We start from the raw sequence: 22,723 nt of genomic DNA, 5'->3' as shown, positions 1-22,723 counted from the left end.
TAACCTGTATAAATGTATACGTGGTTAACAGCAAAACTGATTAGCGGTTTTTTGCTTCTATCCACTGACTCATAAACTGTGAGGCACGCAGGCTGTGGTGCCACATCAGGCTATGCAGAAATAAGCCCTGACGAAATGCCGGTAAATCGTTACGCGCAACAGTAATTTTCTCAAATAGGGCAGCTTGCGCCTGGTGCTGTGAAACCTGATAGGCAGCTGTGACCGTTTTAGCCTGTTGACTGGCTTGTTGCCAATTCGCTTCCTCGCTATATAGCTCGCAGGCAGCATCGATAAATGCCGCAGGCTCCGTTAATTCTATAACTTTACCAGGCCATTCTTCAGGACTGGCAATGCCTTCAGCACCAACCTCTGTAGTGACACTGGGCGTGGCATATTGCATGGCGGTCAGCAGTTTACCTTTGATGCCGGCGCCAAAGCGAAGTGGTGCCAGGCAAACCCGGGCGCTGGCCATAGCCTGGCCGATATCGTCTACCCAACCCTTAACAACGAAGCCTTGTTTTGAATTATGAAGCTGGGTGGCTTTTTTCGGTGGGTAAGCCCCATAAATGTGCAGTTCAGCATCGGGTATCCGGGTTCTGATGGCCGGCCACAATTGTTTTAACTGCAAGACCGCATCCCAGTTTGGTGCGTGTCGAAAATTGCCCACGGTAATAAAATGCTGGCGCGCCGCGTTATCGGGCAGTTCAGACGGAGTAGTCAGGGATTGCTGAAGTGGATATAACTGCAACTGTTTTTCCGGCACCTGATAATAATCGGTGAGCAGGCCGTATTCTGCCGATGAAATGATCAGGCTGATGTCACTGCGCAAAATAGCGGCGATTTCGCGCTGTGAAAAGGCATTGTTCAACTCTGCGTCGCCGGCCGAACCGCCTTGCTTCACCGCTTCATGGCGGGCATGACGCAGGCTGTGCAAATCTTCGGTGTTGAGAATATGCAGGGCATCGGGGCAATGCTTTTTAACTCGTGCTGAAAACTGCTCTTCGGTCATAAAGCGGTCGAAGATGACGATCACAGGGTTCAATTGCGCAACGAACGTGTCGAAAGAGGCGTCGTTCAGGTTTATTGAGTGCAGCGCACACTCGTGAAGCAGGTCGTTGTCCATGTGCGGGCTTTCAGCCGCCGCACTGGCGAAATGGATGCCGTAGTCCCTTGCGGCAAAGAGCTTAATCAACGCAGCCATATTCTGGCCGGCCGCAGAAGATTTCGACTCCGGCCACACGGCGCCAATTATCAACACCTTTTCTGTCATATCAGGTTCAACGCTAAAAACCGCAAATATACCATGGCTTGTGCTTTGCACACGAGTAAAGTCGGTTAACATAGGCATGTCTTTCATCGCCTGGATATTTTTTATGGCGCAATATCAGCATGTCATTGCCGGTAGTGGTTTAATTGGCGGTTTTCTGGGCGGCATTATTGGCCAGTCTGCCCGGGTGAGCTTTATTGGTCGCCCGAACTGGCTGGGGCGGCTGGCTGAGGGAGTAACCCTGACCGACTACGCCGGTAACGAAACAGCTTATAAAGCGAGCGCAGAAGAGTGCCTGTCGGAGCTGCCGACGAAAATTGAACGCAGCATTATCTGGCTGACAGTTAAAAATACGGCATTGGAAGAAATGCTGACGCGTTTACAGCCGGTGATCGCGCCGGATTGTATTGTCGTTTGCTGTCAGAATGGGCTTGGCGCAGCAGCGCTAGCGCGAAAGTACTTACCAGGCATTCGCATTTTACAGGGCATTGTGGGCTGCAACGTGGTTTGGAATGAATCACTAAAGCAGTTGCAAAAGACCACGGAAGGGGAGTTTTACCTGGAACAGCCAGAGGATCTGGCGCCTGAGCTAACTAAAGTGCTGAGTGCGGTGCAGCATAAACTTCTAATGCTTTCATGGCGCAAGGATATTGAAGCTGTCGCCTGGGCTAAGTTGCAGCTCAATCTGGCCAACAGTATCAATGCTATTGTTAATCAGCCGGTCAGAACCATGTTGCTGGACAGAGGTTGCCGGCAGGTGATCGCGGCGCTGATGGACGAACTGTTGGCGGTGACTGCCGCCCGCCATATCAGGCTCCCCAAACTCACCCGGGTCCCGGCTCGTTATTTACCCGCCGTTTTACGTTTACCTGACTGGCTGTTTAAGCGCCTGGCCAGCGCTATGTTGCATATAGAACCTACGGCGCGCTCTTCTATGTGGTGGGATTTGCAGGCCGGCCGGGTAACCGAAATAGATTATCTCAACGGCGCTGTGGCAGAGCAGGGCGCCCTGAGTGGTATTGCCTGCCCGATAAACAAAAGCGTAACTGTGCTGGTGAAATCCCTGGAAACCTCGGCGCTAGTCGCAACGCGACGCCCTTTGGACGGGAATTCTTTGAAATTTCAGCTACACTTGGAATAATGGCGCCAATTTAGTGGCAGTGCCAGCAGAGATGCGCTATATCAGTAGTGCAGAGAATGGAAATTGTTGTGAATAAGTATTTAAAAGGATTGCTTTCGCAGCAGAGGCTTTAATATGAAAAATGTGTCTGAAATTGCTTCACAAGCTACCGAAATATTCGTGTTACCTGAAGCTGTGACCCGTCTGAAAGCGTGCATGGATGATAGCGCTGCCAGCATGGATGATATTGGCGAAATTATCGCCTTCGACCCGGCACTGACCGGCCAGCTATTAAAAGTGGCTAACAGTGCGTTGTATAAATTCCCTAACCGTATCGACACTATCACCAAGGCATTGCAAGTGATAGGTACCCGTGCCGCTTATGATTTGGCATTGGCCTACGGTATTTCCCACGCGTTTCGTAATGTCGAAGCCAAAATTATCGATCTGGACCGGTTCTGGGAGCAGAGTGTTAGCTGTGGTTTGCTGGCTAAATACATTGCTGAGCAAAAGAAACACAAAGAGTCAGAGCGGCTGTTTGTGTCTGGCTTGCTGCATAACATTGGTGAGCTGGCGATGGTGTCTATGTATCCCAAACAAGCGCAGCGCTGCACGGCTTTTAATGCCAGGGTGAAACCGGCGGAGTTACAACAGGCGATCTGTGGCTTTACTTACGCTTCTTTATCTGCCGGTATTATTAAAAACTGGGGGATACCAGAGGCTATCAGCCATCCTTTGGAGCATATTCATAATACCGACACACCGGCGACCGAACTGGATATTCAGATCCTGCAGTTGTCTTATGTACTGGCATTGGATAACGTTAACACCGAGGTGTATCCAAGCTACAACAACCTGCTACCCCATTTACATGAAACCCTGGGACTGGCTCACGAGGATCTGGAAGACGCGCTGGACATTACCAATCTCCAGTGTCTCAGTGTGATGAGCTTATTTAACCCCAGCGCGTTTATGCTTTACTGACACACGCATTGTCTCAGAAGTTAGTATTCAGCGAATTGTCTCACGAGAATGATTGCGCTTACATAAATTCAGCCAATATTCCCACTTTTGCGCTTAATCCTGCAATATTCAACCATTGTTTAATTGTTAATCAAATGAGTTGCTAAGTGTCCGCTTTTCAGTACAACAGAGTAGAAAATGAAGGCGGCGAGCGCGTTTAGCGCTTAAAAAGCCACGCTACCAGACGTTTTAATTTCCGTGGGTAGTTGAATGAAATTAATACAAATCAATGTAATTAAAGCGAATTTCATGATTAATCCTTAACATTGGCGCGTTGAGCGAGCCGTGCTGACAGCACAAACCAAAAATCACAATCGTGATGCACTTTATAGTAAAAAAATTGTTAATTTGAATTTACTTCTCCAACTTAATGTAATAATCTCTGTAAGCGCTTACATAATTTTTTGATTGCACATGTAAGCGCTTACACTTTTACGGCGGATGAGAGCCGACAGGTGACGCAACATAAATTCCGTTTAGATCGGGGCTGAAGAATGAAAAACACAACAATGCAACTATCTCGGTTGCTTGCTGCTATGACCGCGGCAACGCTGATGGGTTGTGGCGGCGAAAGCGCCAAAACAGAATCAGATTTTACCACCGTTGATCCGGCTCAGCCGGTATCCGACTGGCAGTTAGTCTGGAGTGATGATTTTGATGGTAGCGCAATCGATAGCGCTAAATGGACACACGAAGTAAATTGCGCCGGCGGCGGTAACAATGAGCAACAGTGCTACACCGACGATCCGGCAAACTCTTATGTCGCCGACGGTATGCTGCATATCGTTGCACTGCCAGCAGAGGAAGGGGCTGAAAAGCCTTACACGTCTGCCCGGTTAAACACCCGCTATAAAGGTGACTTTAAATACGGCCGTTTCGAAATGCGCGCCAAACTGCCGTCAGGGCAGGGCAGCTGGCCGGCATTCTGGATGCTTCCTACCGACTATGTGTATGGCGGTTGGCCGAAATCCGGTGAAATCGACATTATGGAAGCGGTTAACCTGAAAGTGGCCGACGCGGAAGGTAATGTTGAGTCTAACATTCACGGTACCCTGCATTATGGTCGCGACTGGCCAAACAATGTGAACTCCGGTAAAGCTTATGAGTTCCCTGCCGACATGAATCCGGCTGACGATTTCCACACTTATGCTATTGAATGGCAGGAAGGGGAGATTCGCTGGTATGTAGACGGTTACCTGTATGCTACTCAGCGTAAATCCACAGTACGCTACAACGCCAGCGGTGAGGCCATGGGCCTGAGCCACCGTGGTTGGTTTGCTGAGTACTACGATCAAATCACCGGTGAGTTAACCACTTTCTGGAATAACGCACCGTTCGATCAGGAATTCCACCTGTTACTCAACCTGGCGGTTGGTGGTGACTGGCCTGAAAACGTCAATAACATGGGCATCGACGCTGAAGCGTTTGCCGCTGGCCAGGAATACGTTATCGATTATGTGCACGTGTATGAGTGTGCATCTGATCCGGATACCGGTAAAGGTTGTGAAACCATCCGCCCTGGCTACGAAAGCCTGGATGACGCGCTGGTTGAAGGCGAAGCGCCTATCCCAACACCACCATCAAGTGGTGTAGTACAAAACCTGACCATCTTTAACGATGCGGCGAACCCTAACTGGCCTGCCTGGGACTGTTGTGGTGGTTCAACGCCAATGATCGTTGAAGATCCGGATCAGGGTGCCGTATATGAATTCATGGTGGGTGCATCGCCCACGGTTAACGGTTTTATCAGCCGTGATGAGTTTATTACCGACGAAAACGGTCAGGCTTCTCCTTTTGATGGCTCTGGCATGCTGGAAACCGGCGTGATTTCATTTGATATGAAGGTCGTGTCTGCACCGGCCAGCCCGGATGCTACCTGGTTATTCAAGGTAGAAAGCAACAACGCGGCAAGTGCTGCCGAACTGCCTCTGACTGACAACCGCGACGGTGTAACGCCAGTGGTTGGCGAATGGCAGACCTATGTATTCCCACTGCAGATGCTGGCAGATATGGGACTGGATGTTAGCGCGATCGACGTGCTGATGGTGTTCCCTTCATGGGGCTTGGGCGAAGGTGCTGTTTACCAACTCGATAACGTTGAAATTAAAGCGCCATCCCCGGAAGTAGTGTTCTTTGACGACGGTGAAAACCCGGATTGGGTAATGTGGGACTGCTGTGGTGGTTCTATGCCTACTGAAGAACTTGACGATGATGATCATGGTCTGGTTGCGCAGTTCTCTATCGGCGAAGCGCCAACCGTAATGGGCTTTATTACCCGCGGTGCTAATGGTGGAGGTGATACACCATTTGACGCCAGTGCCATTTTAGAAACCGGTGTACTGGAATTTGAAATGAAAGTGGTTGATGCGCCATCAAGCCCGGATGCCTCATGGTTAATTAAGCTGGAATCCAGTGACGGTGCGACCGCGGTAGAACTGCCTGTTACTGACAGTCAGGAAGGCGTTGCCCCGGTGACCGGCGAATGGCAGACCTATACCTTTAAGCTGTCTGATTTATCAGCGGGTGGTCTGGATGTTAGTGCCATTGATGTGCTGATGATTTTCCCAGCCTGGGGAACCGGTAATGGTGCGGTGTACCGTGTGGATAACGCCCGCATCTACGACCCGTCTGCGGAGTCTGCCAACGGTATTAAACTGTTCGAAGATGTAGCCGCCGATGGCTGGTCTATCTGGGATTGCTGTGGTGGTTCTACACCAACCGTAGAGATGGACGAAGACGACAGCAAAGGTGCCGTAGCACAGTTCATCATTGGCTCACAGCCAACGGTAATGGGCTTTCTGGCCGATGACGGCGTGTCTTACGACGCTTCCGCTCTGCTGAGCACAGGTGTGGTTCGCTTTGACATGAAAGTGGTATCTAACCCGTCTGACCCGGACTCAAGCTGGTTATTCAAAATTGAGTCTACCGGTGCAGCCACCGCTGTTGAACTGCCACTGACTGACAGTGTGGAAGGCGAAGCGCCAGTACTGGGTCAATGGCAAACCTACACCTTTACCTTGCAACAGTTATTCGATGCAGGCCTGGATATCAGTGACATCAATGTACTGATGGTCTTCCCGGCCTGGGGGACTGGCGACGGCGCCGTCTACCGTATCGATAACGCAGAAATCGCTGCCGAGTAATGCAGCCGGTCGCAGGTGCCGCAGCCAACAGGCCGGTACCTGCACAAGGTAAAGAATTTAACGTGAGTATCGAACTATGAACTACACAATTTTTAATAAAAATCGTCTGGCCATAGCCGTAGGGTTATTGCTGGGCACCGCAGGTCAGGCAGCCTTCGCGCAGGAAGCGAACGAGTCTGAACAGGAACCGGCAGTTGAAGTTATCGAAGTGCAGGGTATCCGTGGCAGTTTAATTCGTGCAATGGATATCAAGCGCAGCACACCGGGTGTGATGGATGCGATTTCAGCGGAAGAAATGGGTAAATTCCCGGACTCTAACCTGGCTGAATCACTGCAACGTATTACTGGTGTATCGGTAAGCCGTGCCAATGGTGAGGGAAGCGAAATCACCGTGCGTGGTTTTGGTCCGGGTTTTAACCTGATCACCTTAAATGGTCGTCAGATGCCGGGTACGGGGTTTACCCGTTCTTACAGCCTGCAACACCTTTCTTCTGAGGGCGTCAGTGCCCTGGAAGTGTACAAAACGGCTAAAGCCGAACTGCCAAGTGGTGGTTTGGGTGCAACGGTAAATATCGTTACCTCAAAGCCATTGCAACAACCAGGTCAGCGTTACTCGTTTATGGCCAAAGCGCTGCATGATACGTCTGTAGTGGAAGGGGATGATGTAACGCCGGAAATCGCCGGTATCTACAGCAATACTTTCAACGATGACAAACTGGGATTTGCGGTAAGCTTCTCTCATTATCAGCGTGACTTCCAGCGTCAGCAGGCCAATATTCAGGGCTGGCAGGCGAATGTGGATTTGCCGGAATTTAACGAATCTACCATGATCGATCCGCGCGCCGTGGATGATGAAGGCAACCGCATTGGTAACCACTTTTTCCCTAAAGATATGAACTACGGTATCGACAATGTGGAAAACGACCGTACCAATGCTCAGGTGACTTTCCAGTATGCGCCTAACGACGACATTACCATGACACTCGACTACACCATGACCAATGCGATTGTGGGTCTGGAGAGTGTTGGCTGGGGTATCTGGAATGAATTTGGCGGTAACATTAACGGTTACGAGCTGGATGAAAACGGTACCGCAATTTACGCCGATATTGGTGGTAACGATGGCTCATTTACGGCCTTCCGTGAAACCACCGAAGTAGATGCCCGCTCAATCGGTCTGAATATCGACTGGCAGGTAACTGACGATCTGAAATTCAACATCGATTATCACGATTCCAGCAATGAAATCGATAACGGTGCGGATGATGGTATGGGCAGCAATGGCCAGATCATTCTGGGATCGGATAAACTCATTACCAAAATTTACGACTATCGTAACGGTGAAGTACCGTCTGCTTTTATCAGATGGCAAAACGGCACCAATGAGTTAATGCCAAGTGAAATCGACTCAAACTTCAGTCAGTTTATTCACTCTCCGGGTGAATCAAATGTAGAACAGCTGCAGTTTGACGGTGAGTGGTACAACTCTAAATTTGATATTCCTATGCCGGTAGTTAAATTTGGTTTTGCCCGCACTGAGCAAACCATGTACGGCACCAACGCGTGGAGTGGTCTGCGTGGTGGCCCGGGCTTCAACCCGTCTTTCCCGGAAATCTTCCCGGACAGCATGTTTACCCGTCATGACACTGGTAGCTTCCTCGATGAGTTTGCTGGTGGTGGCGCTAACCTGATGCCTAACTATTACTACACCTACGACTTCGACGAAGCTGTAGCGCGTCAAATGGCCTATCTGACCGAAGACGTTATGGGCGGCGACGCTTATGTACCAGATGCTTACTTCAATGGCATTACGGGCGAAAGTGAAGTAGAGGAAGTGACCAACAGTATTTACATTCAGACCGAATGGGAATTTGAAATTGGTGACTATCCGGCGCAGTTAATTGCTGGTGCCCGCTACGAAGAAACGGATGTAACCAGTACCGTACGTCAGCGTGTTGAGCAGCAGGTAAACTGGGTTGCAGCCTCTGAGTGGATCATGCAGTACGAAGAGGGCGGTACCGCCAACTACCTGACCCAGGAAGGCTCACACGATGTGTTCCTGCCGTCGATCGACTTCCGTCTGGACGTTACCGACGAGTTACAGGCCCGGGTATCATGGGGTAAAACCATGTCACGTGCACCATTAGGCTTCTTAGCCGGTGGCCGTGCCCTGAGCGGTAGCCCTAAACCAGGTTCACGGACTGGCTCACAGGGTAACCCGAACCTGTTACCGTTTGAGTCGACCAACCTCGATTTAGCCCTTGAGTACTACTACGGTGAAGCAAGTTACGCGTCAATCGTATGGTTTAAGAAAGACGTTGATAACTTTATTCAGACCACGATTACCGAGACCACCATCGATGGCTTGTACGATATCTACAATGGTCCGCGTTACCAGCAGGCAATTGCCGATATTGAAGCCCGCGGTGAGCAGGCAACCAGTACCGCGATCTTCGATCAGATGCTGGCCAATGGTCATGGCAATGCCGACGGTCAGATTGAGCCAAACAGCAATGATCCATTGATTGTGTGGAATGTCAGCCAGCCAAATAACACCGATGCAAAATCGGTTGATGGTGTGGAAGTGGCATTGCAGCACATGATTGGTGAAACCGGTTTTGGTTTCAATGTGAACGCCACCTTCGTTAACGGTGATGTAGAGTTTGACGTGGACAGTCTTACTCAACAGGCGCCATTAACCGGTTTGGGCGACTCTGCTAACCTGCAGGCGTTTTATGAAAAAGACGGTCTGTCAGTGAAGGTGACTTACGCCTGGCGTGATGATTACCTGTTAGGCGTTGGTCAGGCTCAGGGTTCTGCTGATGCACCACCTCAGTTCTTTAAAGACTATGGCCAGGTGGATATGAGCATTAACTACGACATCAATGAAAACCTCACCGTGTTCTTTGATGCGTTAAACCTGAACAACGAGACTGAACAGGGTTACGGCCGTTATGAGGAGCAGTTTCTGTTTGCCCGCCAGTATGGCACACGCTATGCGCTGGGTGTTCGTTACGGATTTAACTAATCAACCTCCCAACCAACCTGTGGAGAGTTCGCAGTAGCTCTCCACTGATTAGTTAAAGGTTGTCGGGGGCAGTGAGTTCTGACTCCGGCAATTTACCTTGCTAGCTTTATAATAATAATAAGTGCGTTAAAAATTTACCCGGCCTGTGCCGGGTTTTTTTATGTTTGAATGGCGCTACAACTTAATCGAAGACTGCGATGGTCTGGCGGCTGAGAGCGATTACCCGCTCTTTATCGTCCCAGATGGTTGCTTCGGTGTGGGCATAGCCACCATTGGCGAGTTTGGTATCCACCTGGTAGCCAAACCAGGGATTTTCACTACCTGGCGCAAGCGGTTGTACCAATTCAATATCCCAGCTCACGGTGCTTACCGGCGCCGGTAATTTGAGTTGTTGAATAATGGCTGGCGGCCAGGCATCAATCAGAGATATCAGGTGAGTGTAATTAAACTCGCTGACGGCCTCTTTAAAGCGCATCCAGCCATGATAATGACTGTGCTTACTCCAGCTGAACGGGATCTGGCCTTGTTCGATAGCCAGTTCGTAGTGCCGGAAGAAGCGCGGTGTCACCTTAGGAATTTGCGGAATAAACTTGGCTTTTTGCGGCAGCTTCATTGAGTGGGTAGGCAGTTTATCCACCTGTATTTTTGAACTGCGCTCTACGCCGAAACAGGCCTGCACACAAACACAGACTTTGCCATCCTGCTGCAGCCTGGCCAGGTATTGCGACATATTGCGCCCCGAGCGTAATTTCTCAACAATTAGTTCCAGCGGTTTATCGAAACTCACCGGCCCGACAAAATTGGTGTGATAAGCGCGTAGGCTACGGTCCTTATCCACCACCTGAGACAGAGCGTGGTGCAGGAAACCGGCAGTGATACCACCAAATGCAGTGCGGCCCTGACCCCAGGTATCGGGCAGACCCGGGTGGGTCATCAGCCACTCATTATCGTTAATGGTCGTTACGTCGGAAGTCAGGGCTAATAGTTTGTCTATGTGCATACAGAGTTCAACATCAGATAAATAGGATGATATTATCCCGGCTCGCTGGCCGTGTTTCGACTTATTCTTAATGATATACCGCTATAAGTCTGCTTGTTAATGTATTTGTATCACAGGTGATGTGTGAACCCTAATTCTGTTACCCCCGCTGAAAAACCTGATCGTTATCGGTATTACGTGTTGCTGATGCTCACGCTGGTGTACGCGTTTAATTTTATCGACCGTCAGATCATTGGTATTTTATCGCCGTTTATTAAGCAGGATTTAGGACTCGATGATGCCCAGCTAGGTTACCTTAAAGGGATCTATTTTGCGGTGTTGTATACCGTAATGGGGATTCCGGTGGCCTGGCTGGCAGACCGCTACAGCCGGGTTAATATCGTTGCCGTTTCGTTAAGTTTATGGAGTGGTTTTACGGCATTGTCAGGGCTTGCCGGCAGCTACCTGCAACTGACTTTATGCCGGATTGGCGTGGGGATTGGCGAAGCCGGCGGTACGCCACCGGCGCACAGTATTATTGCTGATCTCTTTACCCCGAAAGAGCGGGCCACGGCCATGGCGCTATATGCGCTGGGCATTCCCTTTGGCATTATGCTGGCGTATCTGGCCTCAGCATTTGTGCTCAGCGGAGGTCAGGCTAACTGGCGCTCGGTAATGATAGCGCTAGGGCTGCCCGGTATCGTACTGGCTATTGTGCTTAAACTGACGGTAAAAGAGCCCGTTAGACAGCAAACCGAACAAGAGCGTCAGCGACCCATGCTCGATAGCATTATTGAGCTGCTTAAAACGCCGAGCTGGTGGGGCATGGTACTGGGGATTACGTTGTCGTCATTTGCTAACTATGCCGTGATTGGCTGGCAGATGGATTACTTCGTGCGGCGCTTCAGTGAAGTAGACATAGTCTGGTTACTGGTAGTTTTTGGGGTTATTAACGGCACTTTATATGCCATTGGCGTGTGGGCCGGTGGTGCTATTGCCGATAAATGGGGGCGTAGCAATCCAGGTGCTTATGCGCGTCTGCCAGCCATTGCTCTATGCGTTGGCGTGCCGGCTTTTTTGCTGGCTATTCACAGTGAATCGCTGTGGCCGGCGATTGCTGGTTTTACTTTATTGCAGGTTACCAGCGGTACTTATTTCGGGCCGTGCTTTGCCATGGCACAAACGCTGTCTCCGGCTAATTGCCGGGCCATGTCTACCGCGTTATTTTTCTTTGTTCTGAACCTGATAGCGCTTGGCGGTGGGCCAACGTTTGTGGGCGTACTCAGCGAGCATTACACGGCGAGTCTGGGTGAACTTGAAGGGTTGGTAGCCGCACTTGACTGGCTGGCTATTCCGTTTGTGTTATCAATACTGGTGTTTGGCTGGACGTCGTTACGGTTACCGCAGGACCTGGCTAAGCGCCAGATCCATGGATAGAAGCATCAACCTAAGGCGGTGCCACCCACTGGCTGACCAAGCATCTCGCGGGTTACCAGCACAACGCCTTTTTCGGAGACGCGGAAGCCGCGGCGACGGTCTTCGTCGTGATCGTAACCTATTACAGTGCCTTCCGGGATTACGCAGCCGCGGTCAATAATCACCTTACGCAGTTTACAGTGACGCTTGATTTCCACGTTTGGCAGGATCACGGCTTCCTCAATCAGGCCATAAGAGTGGACCCGGACATTTGAGAAGCACAGTGAGCGACGCAGGGTCGAGCCGGAAACAATGCAGCCACCGGAGACTACCGAGTTGATGGCTTCTCCGCGGCGGTCATGATCTTCCCAGACAAACTTCGCTGGCGGCAGTTGTTCCTGATAAGTCCAGATTGGCCACTTACGATCGTATAAGTTTAGTGCCGGAACGGGCGCTACCATTTCCATATTGGCTTCCCAGAATGAGTCCAGGGTGCCTACATCACGCCAGTAAACGTGTTCGTTCTCGCTGCTCTGGAACGGATAAGCAAATACGTCGTGGTCTTTAATAATGCTGGGAATAATGTCTTTACCGAAATCCCGTTCAGAGCCTGAGGTTTCAGCATCGCGTGCCAGTTGCTCAAACAAAAATTCTGTATCAAATACGTAGTTACCCATGGAAGCCAGGCATAAATCCGGCTCGTTGGGTACCGGGTCCGGGTTAGCGGGTTTTTCGGTAAAGCCCTTAATACGGTAGTCTTCGTCTACCGACATAACACCAAATGCGCCGGCCGCTTCTTCCAGTGGCACCTTCATACAGCATACGGTCATCTTAGCACCGGTTTCCACATGGCGGGCTAACAGGTTGGCGTAGTCCATGCGGTATATGTGATCGCCGGATAAAATCATTACAAATTTAGGCAGCTCATCGCGGATAATGTCGATATTCTGGAATACCGCGTCGGCGGTGCCTTCGTACCAGTTTTCTGAAAAGCGCTGTGACGCAGGCAAAATTTCTACCGACTCGCCCAGTTCCTTTTTAAAGTGCCCCCAACCGCGCACCAGGTGGCGGATAAGTGAGTGTGATTTATACTGAGTGACAACGCCGATCCGGCGAATACCTGAGTTAATACAGTTAGACAACGGAAAGTCGATGATGCGGAATTTACCGCCAAAATAGAGCGCCGGTTTGGCCCGCCAGGTAGTGAGTTCGTGTAATCGTGACCCCCGGCCACCGGCGAGGATCAATGCATAGGTATCGCGGGTAAGATTACTGATATAACGAGGGCTCTTGTCGGACATTCTGTTTCTCCATCGACGCGCTGTGTAGTAACGGCTCATGCCTGCCGGTCTGGGTGACCGTATCCATCTATTTAAGGATAGGTTATTTGTAATTAAATTACATTATTTTTCACCATCTTACGCCTTGAATAATAAATGCTCAAGCGCCGTTGGTGTAAATAAATATTAATTTGTTTGTAGTGAAACTGTTAATTGTGAATGGGAGTCTGTTTTCCATAAAAACATCGGCTGGAATTATTGCGCAAACGGTTGTTTAACGCGGTTATACAGGAAAGATGAATTTCATTGCTTTCAGAAGATACTTTAGGGGCTACCGATAAGCGCTCATGGCTAATTTATGGCGCAAACTCAGCGAGCGCACTGCGTTATTAACAATCATGCGCTGCACGTCGCAATCAGAATAGCTTATTGATGTAGCAACGGTTTTATCGACAATTACGAGCTGGTCAGGCGTTTACTTAGCGGTCGATAAATCAATATTTGATTTAGTTCAAACAAAAAAGGCCGTTAAACTCTCATTTTGTTAAATTAATGTTATAATTGGCCGAGGTGGTTTTAACGGGAGACACTATGTGGGGCAGTAAATGGCTCATAAATCTGTTTATTGTGGCTTTTCTTGTCATTCTGACGGGACTGTTTCTGCCTGAAGAGTATGAAGTCGAGCGTACAATCGAAATAAACGCGCCCGCCGATAAGGTTTACGCCGCCATTGTTGATCTGCGCAAGTGGGAGCAGTGGAGTACCTGGTACCAGATGGATCCTAACGCTGTGATGACCTATGACGGGCCGGATCGCGCCATCGGAATGCGGTTGCGCTGGAGTAGTGATGTTCTTGGTCGCGGCACCATTGAAATTACCTCCCTGCAGTTTAACCGCCAACTGGTGTACAGCGTTGATAATCCCGTCCATGGCATTAAAGCCCACGGTGAATTACGTCTTAAACCTCTCGAGTCCGGCACCGAGCTCACCTGGAGCAGTCGTGGTAATGTCGGCGTTAATATTATTGACCGCTACAAGTTACTATTTTTTGATAATAAGCTGGGCAAAGACATTCAGGTGGGCCTGGAAAATATCAAAACCCTGGTAGAAAACAGCATGGGGTAGCAGCCTTGCTGCCCGGTATTAGTCTTTAGTACTGTTATACCAAACGGGGGATCTCAACCTGGAATTTCTGCGTATACTACAGCCTAATCAATTACTAAGGCGGTCGAAAGTGGTATCTTTCAGACCGGTAACTGCGCTTTGAACTCTGTCAAACGTCGCTTAATTGCCAGCCTCGCCAACACCAAACTGGCCGATTTGCTTATTTCTGCTAAAACAACCTTACCGGCCCTGATGCTGGCCCTGGGGGCGCCCGCCTGGATGATTAGCTGGCTGGTGCCTATCCGCGAGTCAGGAGCTTTGCTTCCTCAGGCTGCCATTGGTGTAGTACTGCGCAACTATCCGGCGCGACACCATGTCTGGCGCTTAGGTATGATTGTACAGTCGTTTTCTCTGCTAGCCATTATTCTTGGCGCTTTTTGGTACGAAGGCATGACCGCCGGATGGTTCGTACTAGGCGGACTGTGTTTATTGAGCTTAGGCCGCTCGGCTTGCTCGCTGACCATGAAAGACATTCAGGCCGACGTAGCAGAGCAGGGCGACAGGGGAAAATTGCTGGGTATTGCTTCTACCACCTCGGGCGTTTTAACGTTAATTATCGCCGTACCATTGGTGTATTTTGCCGATCAGTTGGGCGAAACCCTGATCTTTGGCTTGCTCATTGGCGCTGTCACCGCCATGTTACTCGGCTTGTTTATTTTATTGCCGGTAAAAACCTGCGTTGAGGCAGACGAGGATAAACAGCAGGGCGGTCAAAGTTGGTGGGATTTCGATGCCGTGGTGTACAAGTTTATTGTGGTAAGGGGGCTGTTTGTTCACAGCGCTCTGGTAGCGCCTTACTTTATGCTTGAAACCGAGCAGGAAGCTTCCAGCCTGTTACCGTTTTATCTTGGCGCGCAGGCAGCAGCAACCATGCTCTCTTCGTTTATCTGGGGCAGCGTGGCGGATTACAGCGCCAGGCTCACTCTGCAACTAGCCGGTGTGCTGGCGCTTATTGCCTGTGGCGGTTTGTTGTTATTGCCAGGTCACTCGCTGTGGATTTCCGGCGGCTTGTTCTTTGTACTGGCCGTGGCGCACACCGGCGTCCGCACTGGTCGTAAAACCTACAGCCTGGATGTTAAAGATGGTCAGCAACGCACCGAACTGGTGGCTTTTAGCAACACCGCAATCGGACTTATTTTGCTGGGTTTTGGTGCGCTTTATGCGGCGCTTAAGGCAGCCTTTGATATTAATATCGTTGCTACCATGGCGGCGATGTTACTGATAGGGATTGGGTTGAGCTTTATTCTGCCCAAAGAGAAACAACAAGCGGCCTGATCTACACAGCAGGCCGCTTTCAGACTATACCAGGCCGCAGCGCTATATCACATTGTGATGTTTGGCCAGCAACGCCCGCATGGTCCGCGAAGCGGGTTCACGGTTAAGATGGTCAAATATTTGCGTGGACGCGGCTACCAACGCATTGATATCAACGCCGCAATCTACCCCCATGCCGTTTAGCATATACACCACGTCTTCGGTGGCGACATTGCCGCTGGCACCGGCAGCATAAGGGCAGCCGCCTAAGCCGCCGGCGGCCGAATCAATCACACTGATACCATGCTGTAACGCAACCAGAATATTGGCCAGGGCCTGACCGTAGGTATCGTGAAAATGCACCGCCAGTTTTGATGCGGGGATGGTTTTTAACAAGGTGCTTAGCAGCTGCGCAGTCTGTCCCGGCGTGCCGGTACCTATGGTATCGCCCAGAGAGATTTCGTAGCAGCCTTTGTCGAGTAAAGTCTGGCTGACCGCCAGCACGGCATCCGGGCTGATAGCGCCTTCATAGGGGCAGCCCATCACGCAGGACACATAACCACGAACCCGCAGGTTATGCTGGCGGGCTAAACGGAAGATCGGTTCAAAACGTTCCAGGCTTTGCTCAATCGAGCAATTAATATTGCGCTGGGAAAAGCTTTCAGAGGCGGCGGCAAATACCGCAACCTCATCAACGCCCGCATCGATAGCCGCCAGCATGCCTTTTTCGTTGGGCGTCAGGGCGCTGAAAGTGGCGCCTGAGTCTTGCCCCAAGCTATTAAACACCGCTGCGCTATCGGCCATTTGTGGCACCCATTTAGGTGACACAAAACTACCGGCTTCAATACGTTTGAGCCCGGCGCGTACCAGTCCGTCTATAAACGCCAGTTTTACCGGCAGTTCGATCACCGCCGCTTCATTTTGCAAACCGTCACGGGCGCCCACTTCAACAATGCTGACCTGCTGCGGATAATTACTCATCAGCGACAAACTCCAGCAGGGCGGCGCCACCGTCAACCATGTCGCCGGCCTGGTAATAAAACTCCGCCACTTCACCGTTGGCCGGGGCTTTTACGTTGTGCTCCATTTTCATCGCTTCCAGGATCAGCAGTGAAGTGCCTTTAGTGACCTTACTGCCAGGCTCAACCAGTAGCTTAACCACAGTACCGTTCATGGGCGCAACACATTCGTTTTCATGGGCATCTTCATGCTGGCCGAAATCCGGTCGTTGCAACGTGAAAGGCAGGGCGCTGGCACCGTCAAACAGTACCCAGCCGTCGTCGCTGTCGGGGCAAACGGTATAGCGGCGCTGATAGTTATCGACGATAAGGTTAAGATTCTCATCCTGCCAGTCGCCACTTATCAGCCAGTGATTTTCCTCGCAGGTAACGCTGAGCTGACCTTCATTTGCGGTAACTGAGAGCAGATAGGCTTTATCCTGGCACTGTACTGCCAGATAGTACTGGCGCTGGTGATTTAAGCGGAAACCTTTAAGGCCTTCATCGCCGAGGGGGGCGCTATCAGACTGCATGGTCTTAAACAGGCAAAACGCCATGGCGGGCAGATAATCACAGTTAAACGCCTGCGGCGCCAGGGCCTCAGTGTGCTCGGCGATAAAATGCACCGTTAATCTGGCTGCGGCGAAGTCTGCATTTTCCATCACCCGGTGCACGTAGGGTAAATTGGTGGTCACGCCGGTAACCCGGGTTTGTTCCAGGCAGTTGAGCATTTTGGCCAATGCTTTTTCACGGTTATCACTGTAGGTAATGAGCTTTGCCAGCATGGGGTCGTAATGTACGCTGACCGTATCACCTTCGATAAAGCCGGTATCGACCCTTACGCCATTGCCCTCAGCCGGGAAACGTAAGCGTTTAAGCAGTCCGGTGGAGGGCAAAAATTCATTATCCGGGTCTTCGGCGTACAACCTTACCTCAAAAGCATGGCCGCTACAGCGCAATTGCTGCTGCGTTTTTGGCAGTGGCTGGCCAGCGGCTACCGTAAGCTGCCAGGCAACCAGGTCTTCACCACTAACCATTTCCGTCACCGGATGCTCTACCTGCAGGCGGGTATTCATTTCCATAAAATAGAAATCGTCGCCGTCGAGCAGAAACTCAACGGTGCCGGCGCCCACATAGTTAATGGCTTTGGCCGCGGCAAGGGCACTTTCGCCCATTTGCTGACGCACGGTATCGCTAATGCCGGGGGCCGGTGCTTCCTCAATAATTTTCTGATGGCGGCGCTGCACTGAGCAGTCGCGGTCGAACAGATAAACACCATTGCCGTGCTGATCGCAAAAGACCTGAATTTCCACATGGCGAGGCTCGGTTAAAAACTTTTCAACCAGCATCAGGTCGTCGTCAAAACTGGCTTTAGCCTCCCGTTTGGCAGCGTCCAGCGCAGCCTGAAAATCAGCCTCGGTCATTACCTGACGCATGCCCTTACCACCGCCGCCGGCAGCGGCTTTAAGCATCACTGGAAAACCAATCCGGCGGGCTTCGTTAAGTAAATACTCAGCACTTTGCTCATCGCCATGATAGCCGGGCACCAGCGGCACGCCGGCGTCTTCCATTATTTGCTTGGCCCGGGATTTAGAACCCATGGCCTCAATAGCACTGGCCGGCGGGCCAATAAAGATAATCCCTTCCTGTTCACAGCGTTTGGCAAAGGTGGCATTTTCAGACAGAAATCCGTAGCCCGGGTGAATGGCATCGGCCCCGCACTGTTTGGCGGCCGCTATGATTTTGTCCTGCACCAGATAGCTCTGACTGGCCGGGGCAGGGCCAATCGCAACGGCTTCATCGGCTTGTTTAACATGCATGGCATGCTGGTCGGCCTCAGAGTACACCGCTACAGAACGGATATGCTGCTGACGTGCTGTGGCAATAATCCGACAGGCAATCTCGCCACGGTTGGCAATCAGTACTTTATTGATGTTTTTGGTGACTGACATGATTTACTCCTTTGACCCTGCTGGTAACCAGTTTGGCGGGCGTTTTTGCAAAAAGGCGTTAAGGCCTTCCTGACCCAGCTCCGACACGCGGATCCGGGCAATCCAGTCGCTGGTGAGCGCGCGCATGGACTCATCAATAGGCTGGCCGGCCACGGTATTAACCAATAACTTTGACTGGCTGACGGCTTCAGGGCTATTGTGGCGCAGTGTATCGGTAAGCTGCTCGATGGTGGCATCAAGCTGGTCTTCACTCACCGCCTCGCTGATCAGGCCCAGACGACGGGCTCGGCGAGCAGTAAAGACTTCGGCGGTCATAAAGTAACGTTTAGCAATGCGCTTGCCCATGGCTTCGATAACGTAGGGGCTGATGGTGGCCGGGACCAGGCCTATTTTAGCTTCGCTTAAGCAAAACTTGCTGAGCTTGCAGGCGATGGCGATATCGCAGCAGGCAATTAAACCTACCGCGCCGGCGTAAGCCGCGCCCTGAACCCGGGCAATGGTTGGTTTGGGCAGGGTATACAGGGTATGTAACATGGTGGCCAGGTTCATGGCGTCGGCGCGGTTTTGCGCTTCGGTATAGCCAGCCATTTTCTGCATCCAGTTTAAATCGGCACCGGCACTGAAGTTTTTACCGTTACTGGCCAGTACCACTACTTTCACGGCGGGATCGTTGCCGGCCTGCTCAAAACTGGCGGTTAACCCGGCAATCATGTCTTCGTTAAAGGCATTGTGTTTGTCGGCGCGGTTTAGCGTAATACGTGCCACGCCTTGTTCGTTAACCTCATATAATACGTGTTCGGTCATCACTTCCCCCTACATTCTGAATACGCCAAACTGCGTATCCTCGATGGGTTTATTGAGACTGGCGCTTAATGCTAAACCCAGTACCTTGCGGGTATCCGCCGGATCGATTACGCCGTCGTCCCACAAACGGGCAGACGCATAATACGGATGGCCTTGCTGTTCGTAGCTGTCGATAACCGGCTGTTTGACTGCCTGCTCATCGGCGTCAGTCCAGCTTGTGCCGGCACGTTCGGCCTGGTCTTTTTTCACCTGGGCCAGTACGCCTGCGGCCTGTTCGCCGCCCATTACGGAGATCCGAGCATTAGGCCACATAAACATAAACCGGGGATCGTAGGCGCGCCCGCACATGCCGTAGTTCCCGGCACCAAAACTACCGCCAATCAGGACGGTGAGTTTGGGCACATTGGCGCAGGCCACGGCAGTTACCATTTTGGCGCCGTGTTTTGCGATACCGGATGCTTCGTATTGTTTACCCACCATAAACCCGGTGATGTTCTGCAGGAATATCAGCGGAATTTTGCGCTGGCTGCATAGCTCTACAAAATGCGCGCCTTTCTGGGCTGACTCGCCAAACAGGATGCCGTTGTTAGCCACAATGCCCACCGGCATGCCGTACAGATGAGCGAATCCGCACACTAAGGTGGTGCCGTAGCGGGCCTTAAACTCATCAAAGTCGGAGTCATCGACAATTCTTGCAATCACTTCTCTGACATCAAAAGGCTGGCGCAGATCCTGCGGCACGATGCCGTACAGTTCAGCAATGGGGTAACGCGGTGGTTTAACTGCCTGATTCGCAGTGGTCACCGGCTTCTTACGATTTAACCGGGCCACTGCATTGCGGGCAATATCCAGTGCATGCAGATCGTTATTGGCCAGATGGTCGGCAACCCCGGATACCCGGGTATGCACATCGCCGCCGCCCAGTTCTTCGGCGCTGACTTCTTCGCCGGTGGCGGCTTTCACCAGTGGTGGACCAGCCAGAAAGATAGTGCCTTGTTCCTTAACAATAATGCTTTCATCGGCCATGGCTGGTACGTAAGCACCACCGGCGGTACATGAACCCATAACTACCGCGATTTGCGGTATGTTCATTGATGACATGCGTGCTTGATTAAAGAAAATACGGCCGAAGTGATCCCGATCCGGGAACACCTCATCCTGACGGGGCAGGTTGGCGCCGCCGCTGTCGACCAGATAAATGCAGGGCAGGTGATTCTGCTCGGCAATGGCCTGAGCGCGCAGATGCTTTTTAACTGTTAAGGGGTAGTAGCTGCCGCCTTTGACGGTGGCATCGTTAGCCACCACCATACATTCACTGCCGTGAATAAGACCAATACCGGCCACTACACCGGCACAGGGTACGTCTTCGCCATACACGTTATGGGCGGCCAGCTGACCTATTTCAAGAAAGGGTGAGTCGGCATCCAGCAGCGCATCGATACGCTCACGGGCCAGCAATTTACCCTTGGCCTTATGTCGGGCCACGTATTTTTCGCCACCACCTTTTAAAATGGTCGCGATGGTTTTCTGCAGATCATCCACCACGTTCTGCATGCCTTGTTGGTTTTGTTTATAGGCATCGCTTTGTGGATTAACCTGACTGGTGAGTACAGGCATAGTGCCTCCTCTGTGTCCTGTCGTTAGTAAGGATTGTTGGTTCAGGCTGATTCTTTAAACAGCTCCCGACCAATCAGCATACGGCGTATTTCTGAGGTACCCGCACCAATTTCGTATAGTTTGGCGTCGCGTAGCAGGCGGCCGGTAGGAAATTCATTGATGTAACCATTGCCGCCCAGTAGCTGAATAGCATCGAGGGCCATTTTGGTAGCCAGCTCAGCTGAGTAGAGAATTGCACCAGCAGCATCTTTACGTGCTGTTTCGCCGCGATCACAAGCTTTTGCTACCGCATACACATAGGCGCGCGCGGCGTTCATCTGGGTATACATATCGGCTACCTTACCCTGCACCAGCTGAAACTCACCGATAGACTGGCCAAACTGTTTACGGTCGTGAATGTAGGGTACTACCACGTCCATACAGGCCTGCATAATGCCCAGCGGACCGCCGGATAACACCAGCCGTTCGTAATCGAGGCCGCTCATGAGTACACGTACGCCGCCGCCTTCTTCACCGAGGATATTTTCGGCTGGCACTTCGCAGTCTTCAAACACCAGCTCACAGGTGCTGGATGAGCGCATACCGAGCTTGTCGAGCTTCTGCGCACGGCTAAAGCCGGGGAAGTCACGCTCGACAATAAACGCAGTAATCCCTTTCGGCCCCGAGCTGACATCGGTTTTGGCGTAAATTACAAAGGTATGGGCATCCGGACCATTGGTGATCCACATTTTGTTGCCGTTCAGGATGTATTTATCACCGTTCTTACGTGCATTGAGTTTCATGCTGACAACATCAGAACCCGCGTTGGGCTCACTCATCGCCAGCGCACCAATATGCTCACCGCTGACCAGTTTCGGCAGATACTTTTCGCGCTGGGCGTCATTGCCGTTTTTAAAGATCTGATTCACACACAGGTTAGAGTGAGCGCCGTAGCTCAGGGCAATACCGGCTGAGGCACGGCTGATTTCTTCCATAGCGACAGTGTGGGCCAGATAACCCATTTCCGAGCCGCCGTACTGTTCGCTGACGGTGACGCCAAGCAAACCCATATCCCCCAGTTTTGGCCACAACTGGTTTGGAAAGGCATTATCTTCGTCGGCCTGGCTGGCTAACGGGGCGATTTCATTGAGGGCAAACTGGTGAACATGCTCGCGCAGCATGTCGATGTCTTCACCGAGATCAAAATTTAATGTGGGGTAATGTGTCGTCATGGCTTAACTACCTCTTTTTTGTAAGTCGGCCAGTTCGTCGCGGCAACGCTTTTCAACTTCATCCAGTTCATTCATGAGCATTTGAATATCGTCGAGCTGTTGGCGCAGGATGGCACGTTTTTGTTCTGTCATCTGTAACATGGCTTCCAGTTGCAGCATGGAGTTGGCGTTGCTATCGTAGAGCTCAAACAGGTTCTTGATTTCAGCTAACGAGAAGCCCAACCTCTTACCACGCTGTATTAGCTTTAACCTGACCCGGTCTTTGTTACAGTAGATACGTGTTTGCCCGGTTCGCTCGGGACTTAATAAGTCTTGTTCTTCATAAAAGCGAATAGAACGGGGTGTAATATCAAATTCTTTAGCGAGTTCACCAATAGAGTAGGTTACTTCATTATTTTGATTGGTCATTGCCGGTATCCTTTTTGTCACCTACTTTCAGGCGTGATAACTGTACTGGTAAAATTGAT

At 51.2% G+C, this 22,723-nt stretch carries 16 protein-coding genes; 7 read left to right on the top strand and 9 right to left on the bottom strand.

Features of this window, described 5'->3' with window-relative positions; all coding sequences use genetic code 11:
• Positions 1–40: 40 nt before the first annotated feature.
• Positions 41–1,270: a glycosyltransferase gene (locus tag D9T21_RS13290; RefSeq protein ID WP_123325514.1), complete on the bottom strand. Its 1,230-nt coding sequence runs from the start codon at positions 1,268–1,270 to the stop codon at positions 41–43.
• Positions 1,271–1,373: 103 nt separating this feature from the next.
• Between D9T21_RS13290 and D9T21_RS13285 the strand changes: the two genes are divergently transcribed.
• From D9T21_RS13285 to D9T21_RS13270, 4 genes are all read left to right on the top strand, one after another.
• Positions 1,374–2,408 (top strand): 2-dehydropantoate 2-reductase, encoded by a 1,035-nt coding sequence (locus D9T21_RS13285; protein WP_164464681.1) that lies wholly within the window; start codon positions 1,374–1,376, stop codon positions 2,406–2,408.
• Positions 2,409–2,522: 114 nt separating this feature from the next.
• Positions 2,523–3,371, top strand: a complete 849-nt coding sequence (locus D9T21_RS13280) for an HDOD domain-containing protein (RefSeq protein WP_123325462.1) — start codon at positions 2,523–2,525, stop codon at positions 3,369–3,371.
• A gap of 533 nt (positions 3,372–3,904) precedes the next feature.
• Positions 3,905–6,553, top strand: coding sequence for a glycoside hydrolase family 16 protein (locus tag D9T21_RS13275; protein ID WP_123325461.1), 2,649 nt, complete (start codon positions 3,905–3,907; stop codon positions 6,551–6,553).
• A 76-nt stretch (positions 6,554–6,629) separates the two neighbouring features.
• Positions 6,630–9,581 carry a TonB-dependent receptor gene (locus D9T21_RS13270; protein ID WP_123325460.1) on the top strand — a complete coding sequence of 984 codons (2,952 nt, stop codon included), beginning with the start codon at positions 6,630–6,632 and terminating at the stop codon, positions 9,579–9,581.
• 181 nt (positions 9,582–9,762) lie between these two features.
• Here the strand turns inward: D9T21_RS13270 and D9T21_RS13265 are convergent, their stop codons facing one another.
• Positions 9,763–10,581: a thioesterase family protein gene (locus D9T21_RS13265; RefSeq protein ID WP_123325459.1), complete on the bottom strand. Its 819-nt coding sequence runs from the start codon at positions 10,579–10,581 to the stop codon at positions 9,763–9,765.
• Between the two features lie 123 nt (positions 10,582–10,704).
• On the opposite strand from D9T21_RS13265, the gene D9T21_RS13260 reads away from it, so the two are divergent.
• Entirely contained in the window at positions 10,705–11,997 is a 1,293-nt protein-coding gene (locus tag D9T21_RS13260; RefSeq protein ID WP_241155711.1) for a spinster family MFS transporter, read from the top strand.
• Positions 11,998–12,002: 5 nt separating this feature from the next.
• Here D9T21_RS13260 and glgC read toward each other — a convergent pair whose 3' ends face one another.
• Positions 12,003–13,277 carry a glucose-1-phosphate adenylyltransferase gene (glgC, locus tag D9T21_RS13255; protein WP_123325458.1) on the bottom strand — a complete coding sequence of 425 codons (1,275 nt, stop codon included), beginning with the start codon at positions 13,275–13,277 and terminating at the stop codon, positions 12,003–12,005.
• Positions 13,278–13,847: 570 nt separating this feature from the next.
• On the opposite strand from glgC, the gene D9T21_RS13250 reads away from it, so the two are divergent.
• Both D9T21_RS13250 and D9T21_RS13245 read left to right on the top strand, forming a co-directional pair.
• A complete protein-coding gene (locus D9T21_RS13250) occupies positions 13,848–14,381 on the top strand; it encodes an SRPBCC family protein (RefSeq protein WP_123325457.1) in 534 nt (177 codons plus the stop codon).
• A 138-nt stretch (positions 14,382–14,519) separates the two neighbouring features.
• Positions 14,520–15,695, top strand: coding sequence for an MFS transporter (locus D9T21_RS13245; RefSeq protein WP_123325456.1), 1,176 nt, complete (start codon positions 14,520–14,522; stop codon positions 15,693–15,695).
• Between the two features lie 42 nt (positions 15,696–15,737).
• On the opposite strand, the gene D9T21_RS13240 is transcribed toward D9T21_RS13245, so the two are convergent.
• From D9T21_RS13240 to D9T21_RS13215, 6 genes are read right to left on the bottom strand one after another with little or no spacing between them, the layout of a single operon-like run.
• Positions 15,738–16,655 (bottom strand): hydroxymethylglutaryl-CoA lyase, encoded by a 918-nt coding sequence (locus tag D9T21_RS13240; RefSeq protein WP_123325455.1) that lies wholly within the window; start codon positions 16,653–16,655, stop codon positions 15,738–15,740.
• Positions 16,648–18,624 carry an acetyl/propionyl/methylcrotonyl-CoA carboxylase subunit alpha gene (locus tag D9T21_RS13235; protein WP_123325454.1) on the bottom strand — a complete coding sequence of 659 codons (1,977 nt, stop codon included), beginning with the start codon at positions 18,622–18,624 and terminating at the stop codon, positions 16,648–16,650. The genes D9T21_RS13240 and D9T21_RS13235 overlap by 8 nt, the downstream gene beginning before the upstream one ends.
• Positions 18,625–18,627: 3 nt before the next feature.
• The gene (locus tag D9T21_RS13230; protein ID WP_123325453.1) at positions 18,628–19,428 is read right to left on the bottom strand and encodes an enoyl-CoA hydratase/isomerase family protein; all 801 of its coding nucleotides are present in this window, start codon (positions 19,426–19,428) and stop codon (positions 18,628–18,630) included.
• 9 nt (positions 19,429–19,437) lie between these two features.
• Positions 19,438–21,045: a carboxyl transferase domain-containing protein gene (locus D9T21_RS13225; RefSeq protein ID WP_123325452.1), complete on the bottom strand. Its 1,608-nt coding sequence runs from the start codon at positions 21,043–21,045 to the stop codon at positions 19,438–19,440.
• 41 nt (positions 21,046–21,086) lie between these two features.
• Positions 21,087–22,256, bottom strand: a complete 1,170-nt coding sequence (locus D9T21_RS13220) for an isovaleryl-CoA dehydrogenase (protein WP_123325451.1) — start codon at positions 22,254–22,256, stop codon at positions 21,087–21,089.
• Between the two features lie 3 nt (positions 22,257–22,259).
• The gene (locus tag D9T21_RS13215; protein WP_123325450.1) at positions 22,260–22,664 is read right to left on the bottom strand and encodes a MerR family transcriptional regulator; all 405 of its coding nucleotides are present in this window, start codon (positions 22,662–22,664) and stop codon (positions 22,260–22,262) included.
• Between the last annotated feature and the right edge of the window lie 59 nt (positions 22,665–22,723).

It is taken from the genome of Marisediminitalea oceani (genome assembly GCF_003731635.1).
Taxonomy (GTDB): domain Bacteria; phylum Pseudomonadota; class Gammaproteobacteria; order Enterobacterales; family Alteromonadaceae; genus Alteromonas; species Alteromonas oceani.
Note: the sequence above shows the minus strand (reverse complement) of the source record. Positions and strands in the feature narration are given on the sequence as shown.

What these genes read in the sequence shown, in the direction of transcription:
- D9T21_RS13265 (WP_123325459.1), bottom strand. Translation starts at nt 10,581, where the DNA reads ATGCACATAGACAAACTATTAGCCCTGACTTCCGACGTAACGACCATT.
- D9T21_RS13290 (WP_123325514.1), bottom strand. Translation starts at nt 1,270, where the DNA reads ATGACAGAAAAGGTGTTGATAATTGGCGCCGTGTGGCCGGAGTCGAAA.
- glgC (WP_123325458.1), bottom strand. Translation starts at nt 13,277, where the DNA reads ATGTCCGACAAGAGCCCTCGTTATATCAGTAATCTTACCCGCGATACC.
- D9T21_RS13270 (WP_123325460.1), top strand. Translation starts at nt 6,630, where the DNA reads ATGAACTACACAATTTTTAATAAAAATCGTCTGGCCATAGCCGTAGGG.
- D9T21_RS13275 (WP_123325461.1), top strand. Translation starts at nt 3,905, where the DNA reads ATGAAAAACACAACAATGCAACTATCTCGGTTGCTTGCTGCTATGACC.
- D9T21_RS13225 (WP_123325452.1), bottom strand. Translation starts at nt 21,045, where the DNA reads ATGCCTGTACTCACCAGTCAGGTTAATCCACAAAGCGATGCCTATAAA.
- D9T21_RS13250 (WP_123325457.1), top strand. Translation starts at nt 13,848, where the DNA reads ATGTGGGGCAGTAAATGGCTCATAAATCTGTTTATTGTGGCTTTTCTT.
- D9T21_RS13280 (WP_123325462.1), top strand. Translation starts at nt 2,523, where the DNA reads ATGAAAAATGTGTCTGAAATTGCTTCACAAGCTACCGAAATATTCGTG.
- D9T21_RS13285 (WP_164464681.1), top strand. Translation starts at nt 1,374, where the DNA reads ATGGCGCAATATCAGCATGTCATTGCCGGTAGTGGTTTAATTGGCGGT.
- D9T21_RS13215 (WP_123325450.1), bottom strand. Translation starts at nt 22,664, where the DNA reads ATGACCAATCAAAATAATGAAGTAACCTACTCTATTGGTGAACTCGCT.
- D9T21_RS13240 (WP_123325455.1), bottom strand. Translation starts at nt 16,655, where the DNA reads ATGAGTAATTATCCGCAGCAGGTCAGCATTGTTGAAGTGGGCGCCCGT.
- D9T21_RS13220 (WP_123325451.1), bottom strand. Translation starts at nt 22,256, where the DNA reads ATGACGACACATTACCCCACATTAAATTTTGATCTCGGTGAAGACATC.
- D9T21_RS13235 (WP_123325454.1), bottom strand. Translation starts at nt 18,624, where the DNA reads ATGTCAGTCACCAAAAACATCAATAAAGTACTGATTGCCAACCGTGGC.
- D9T21_RS13230 (WP_123325453.1), bottom strand. Translation starts at nt 19,428, where the DNA reads ATGACCGAACACGTATTATATGAGGTTAACGAACAAGGCGTGGCACGT.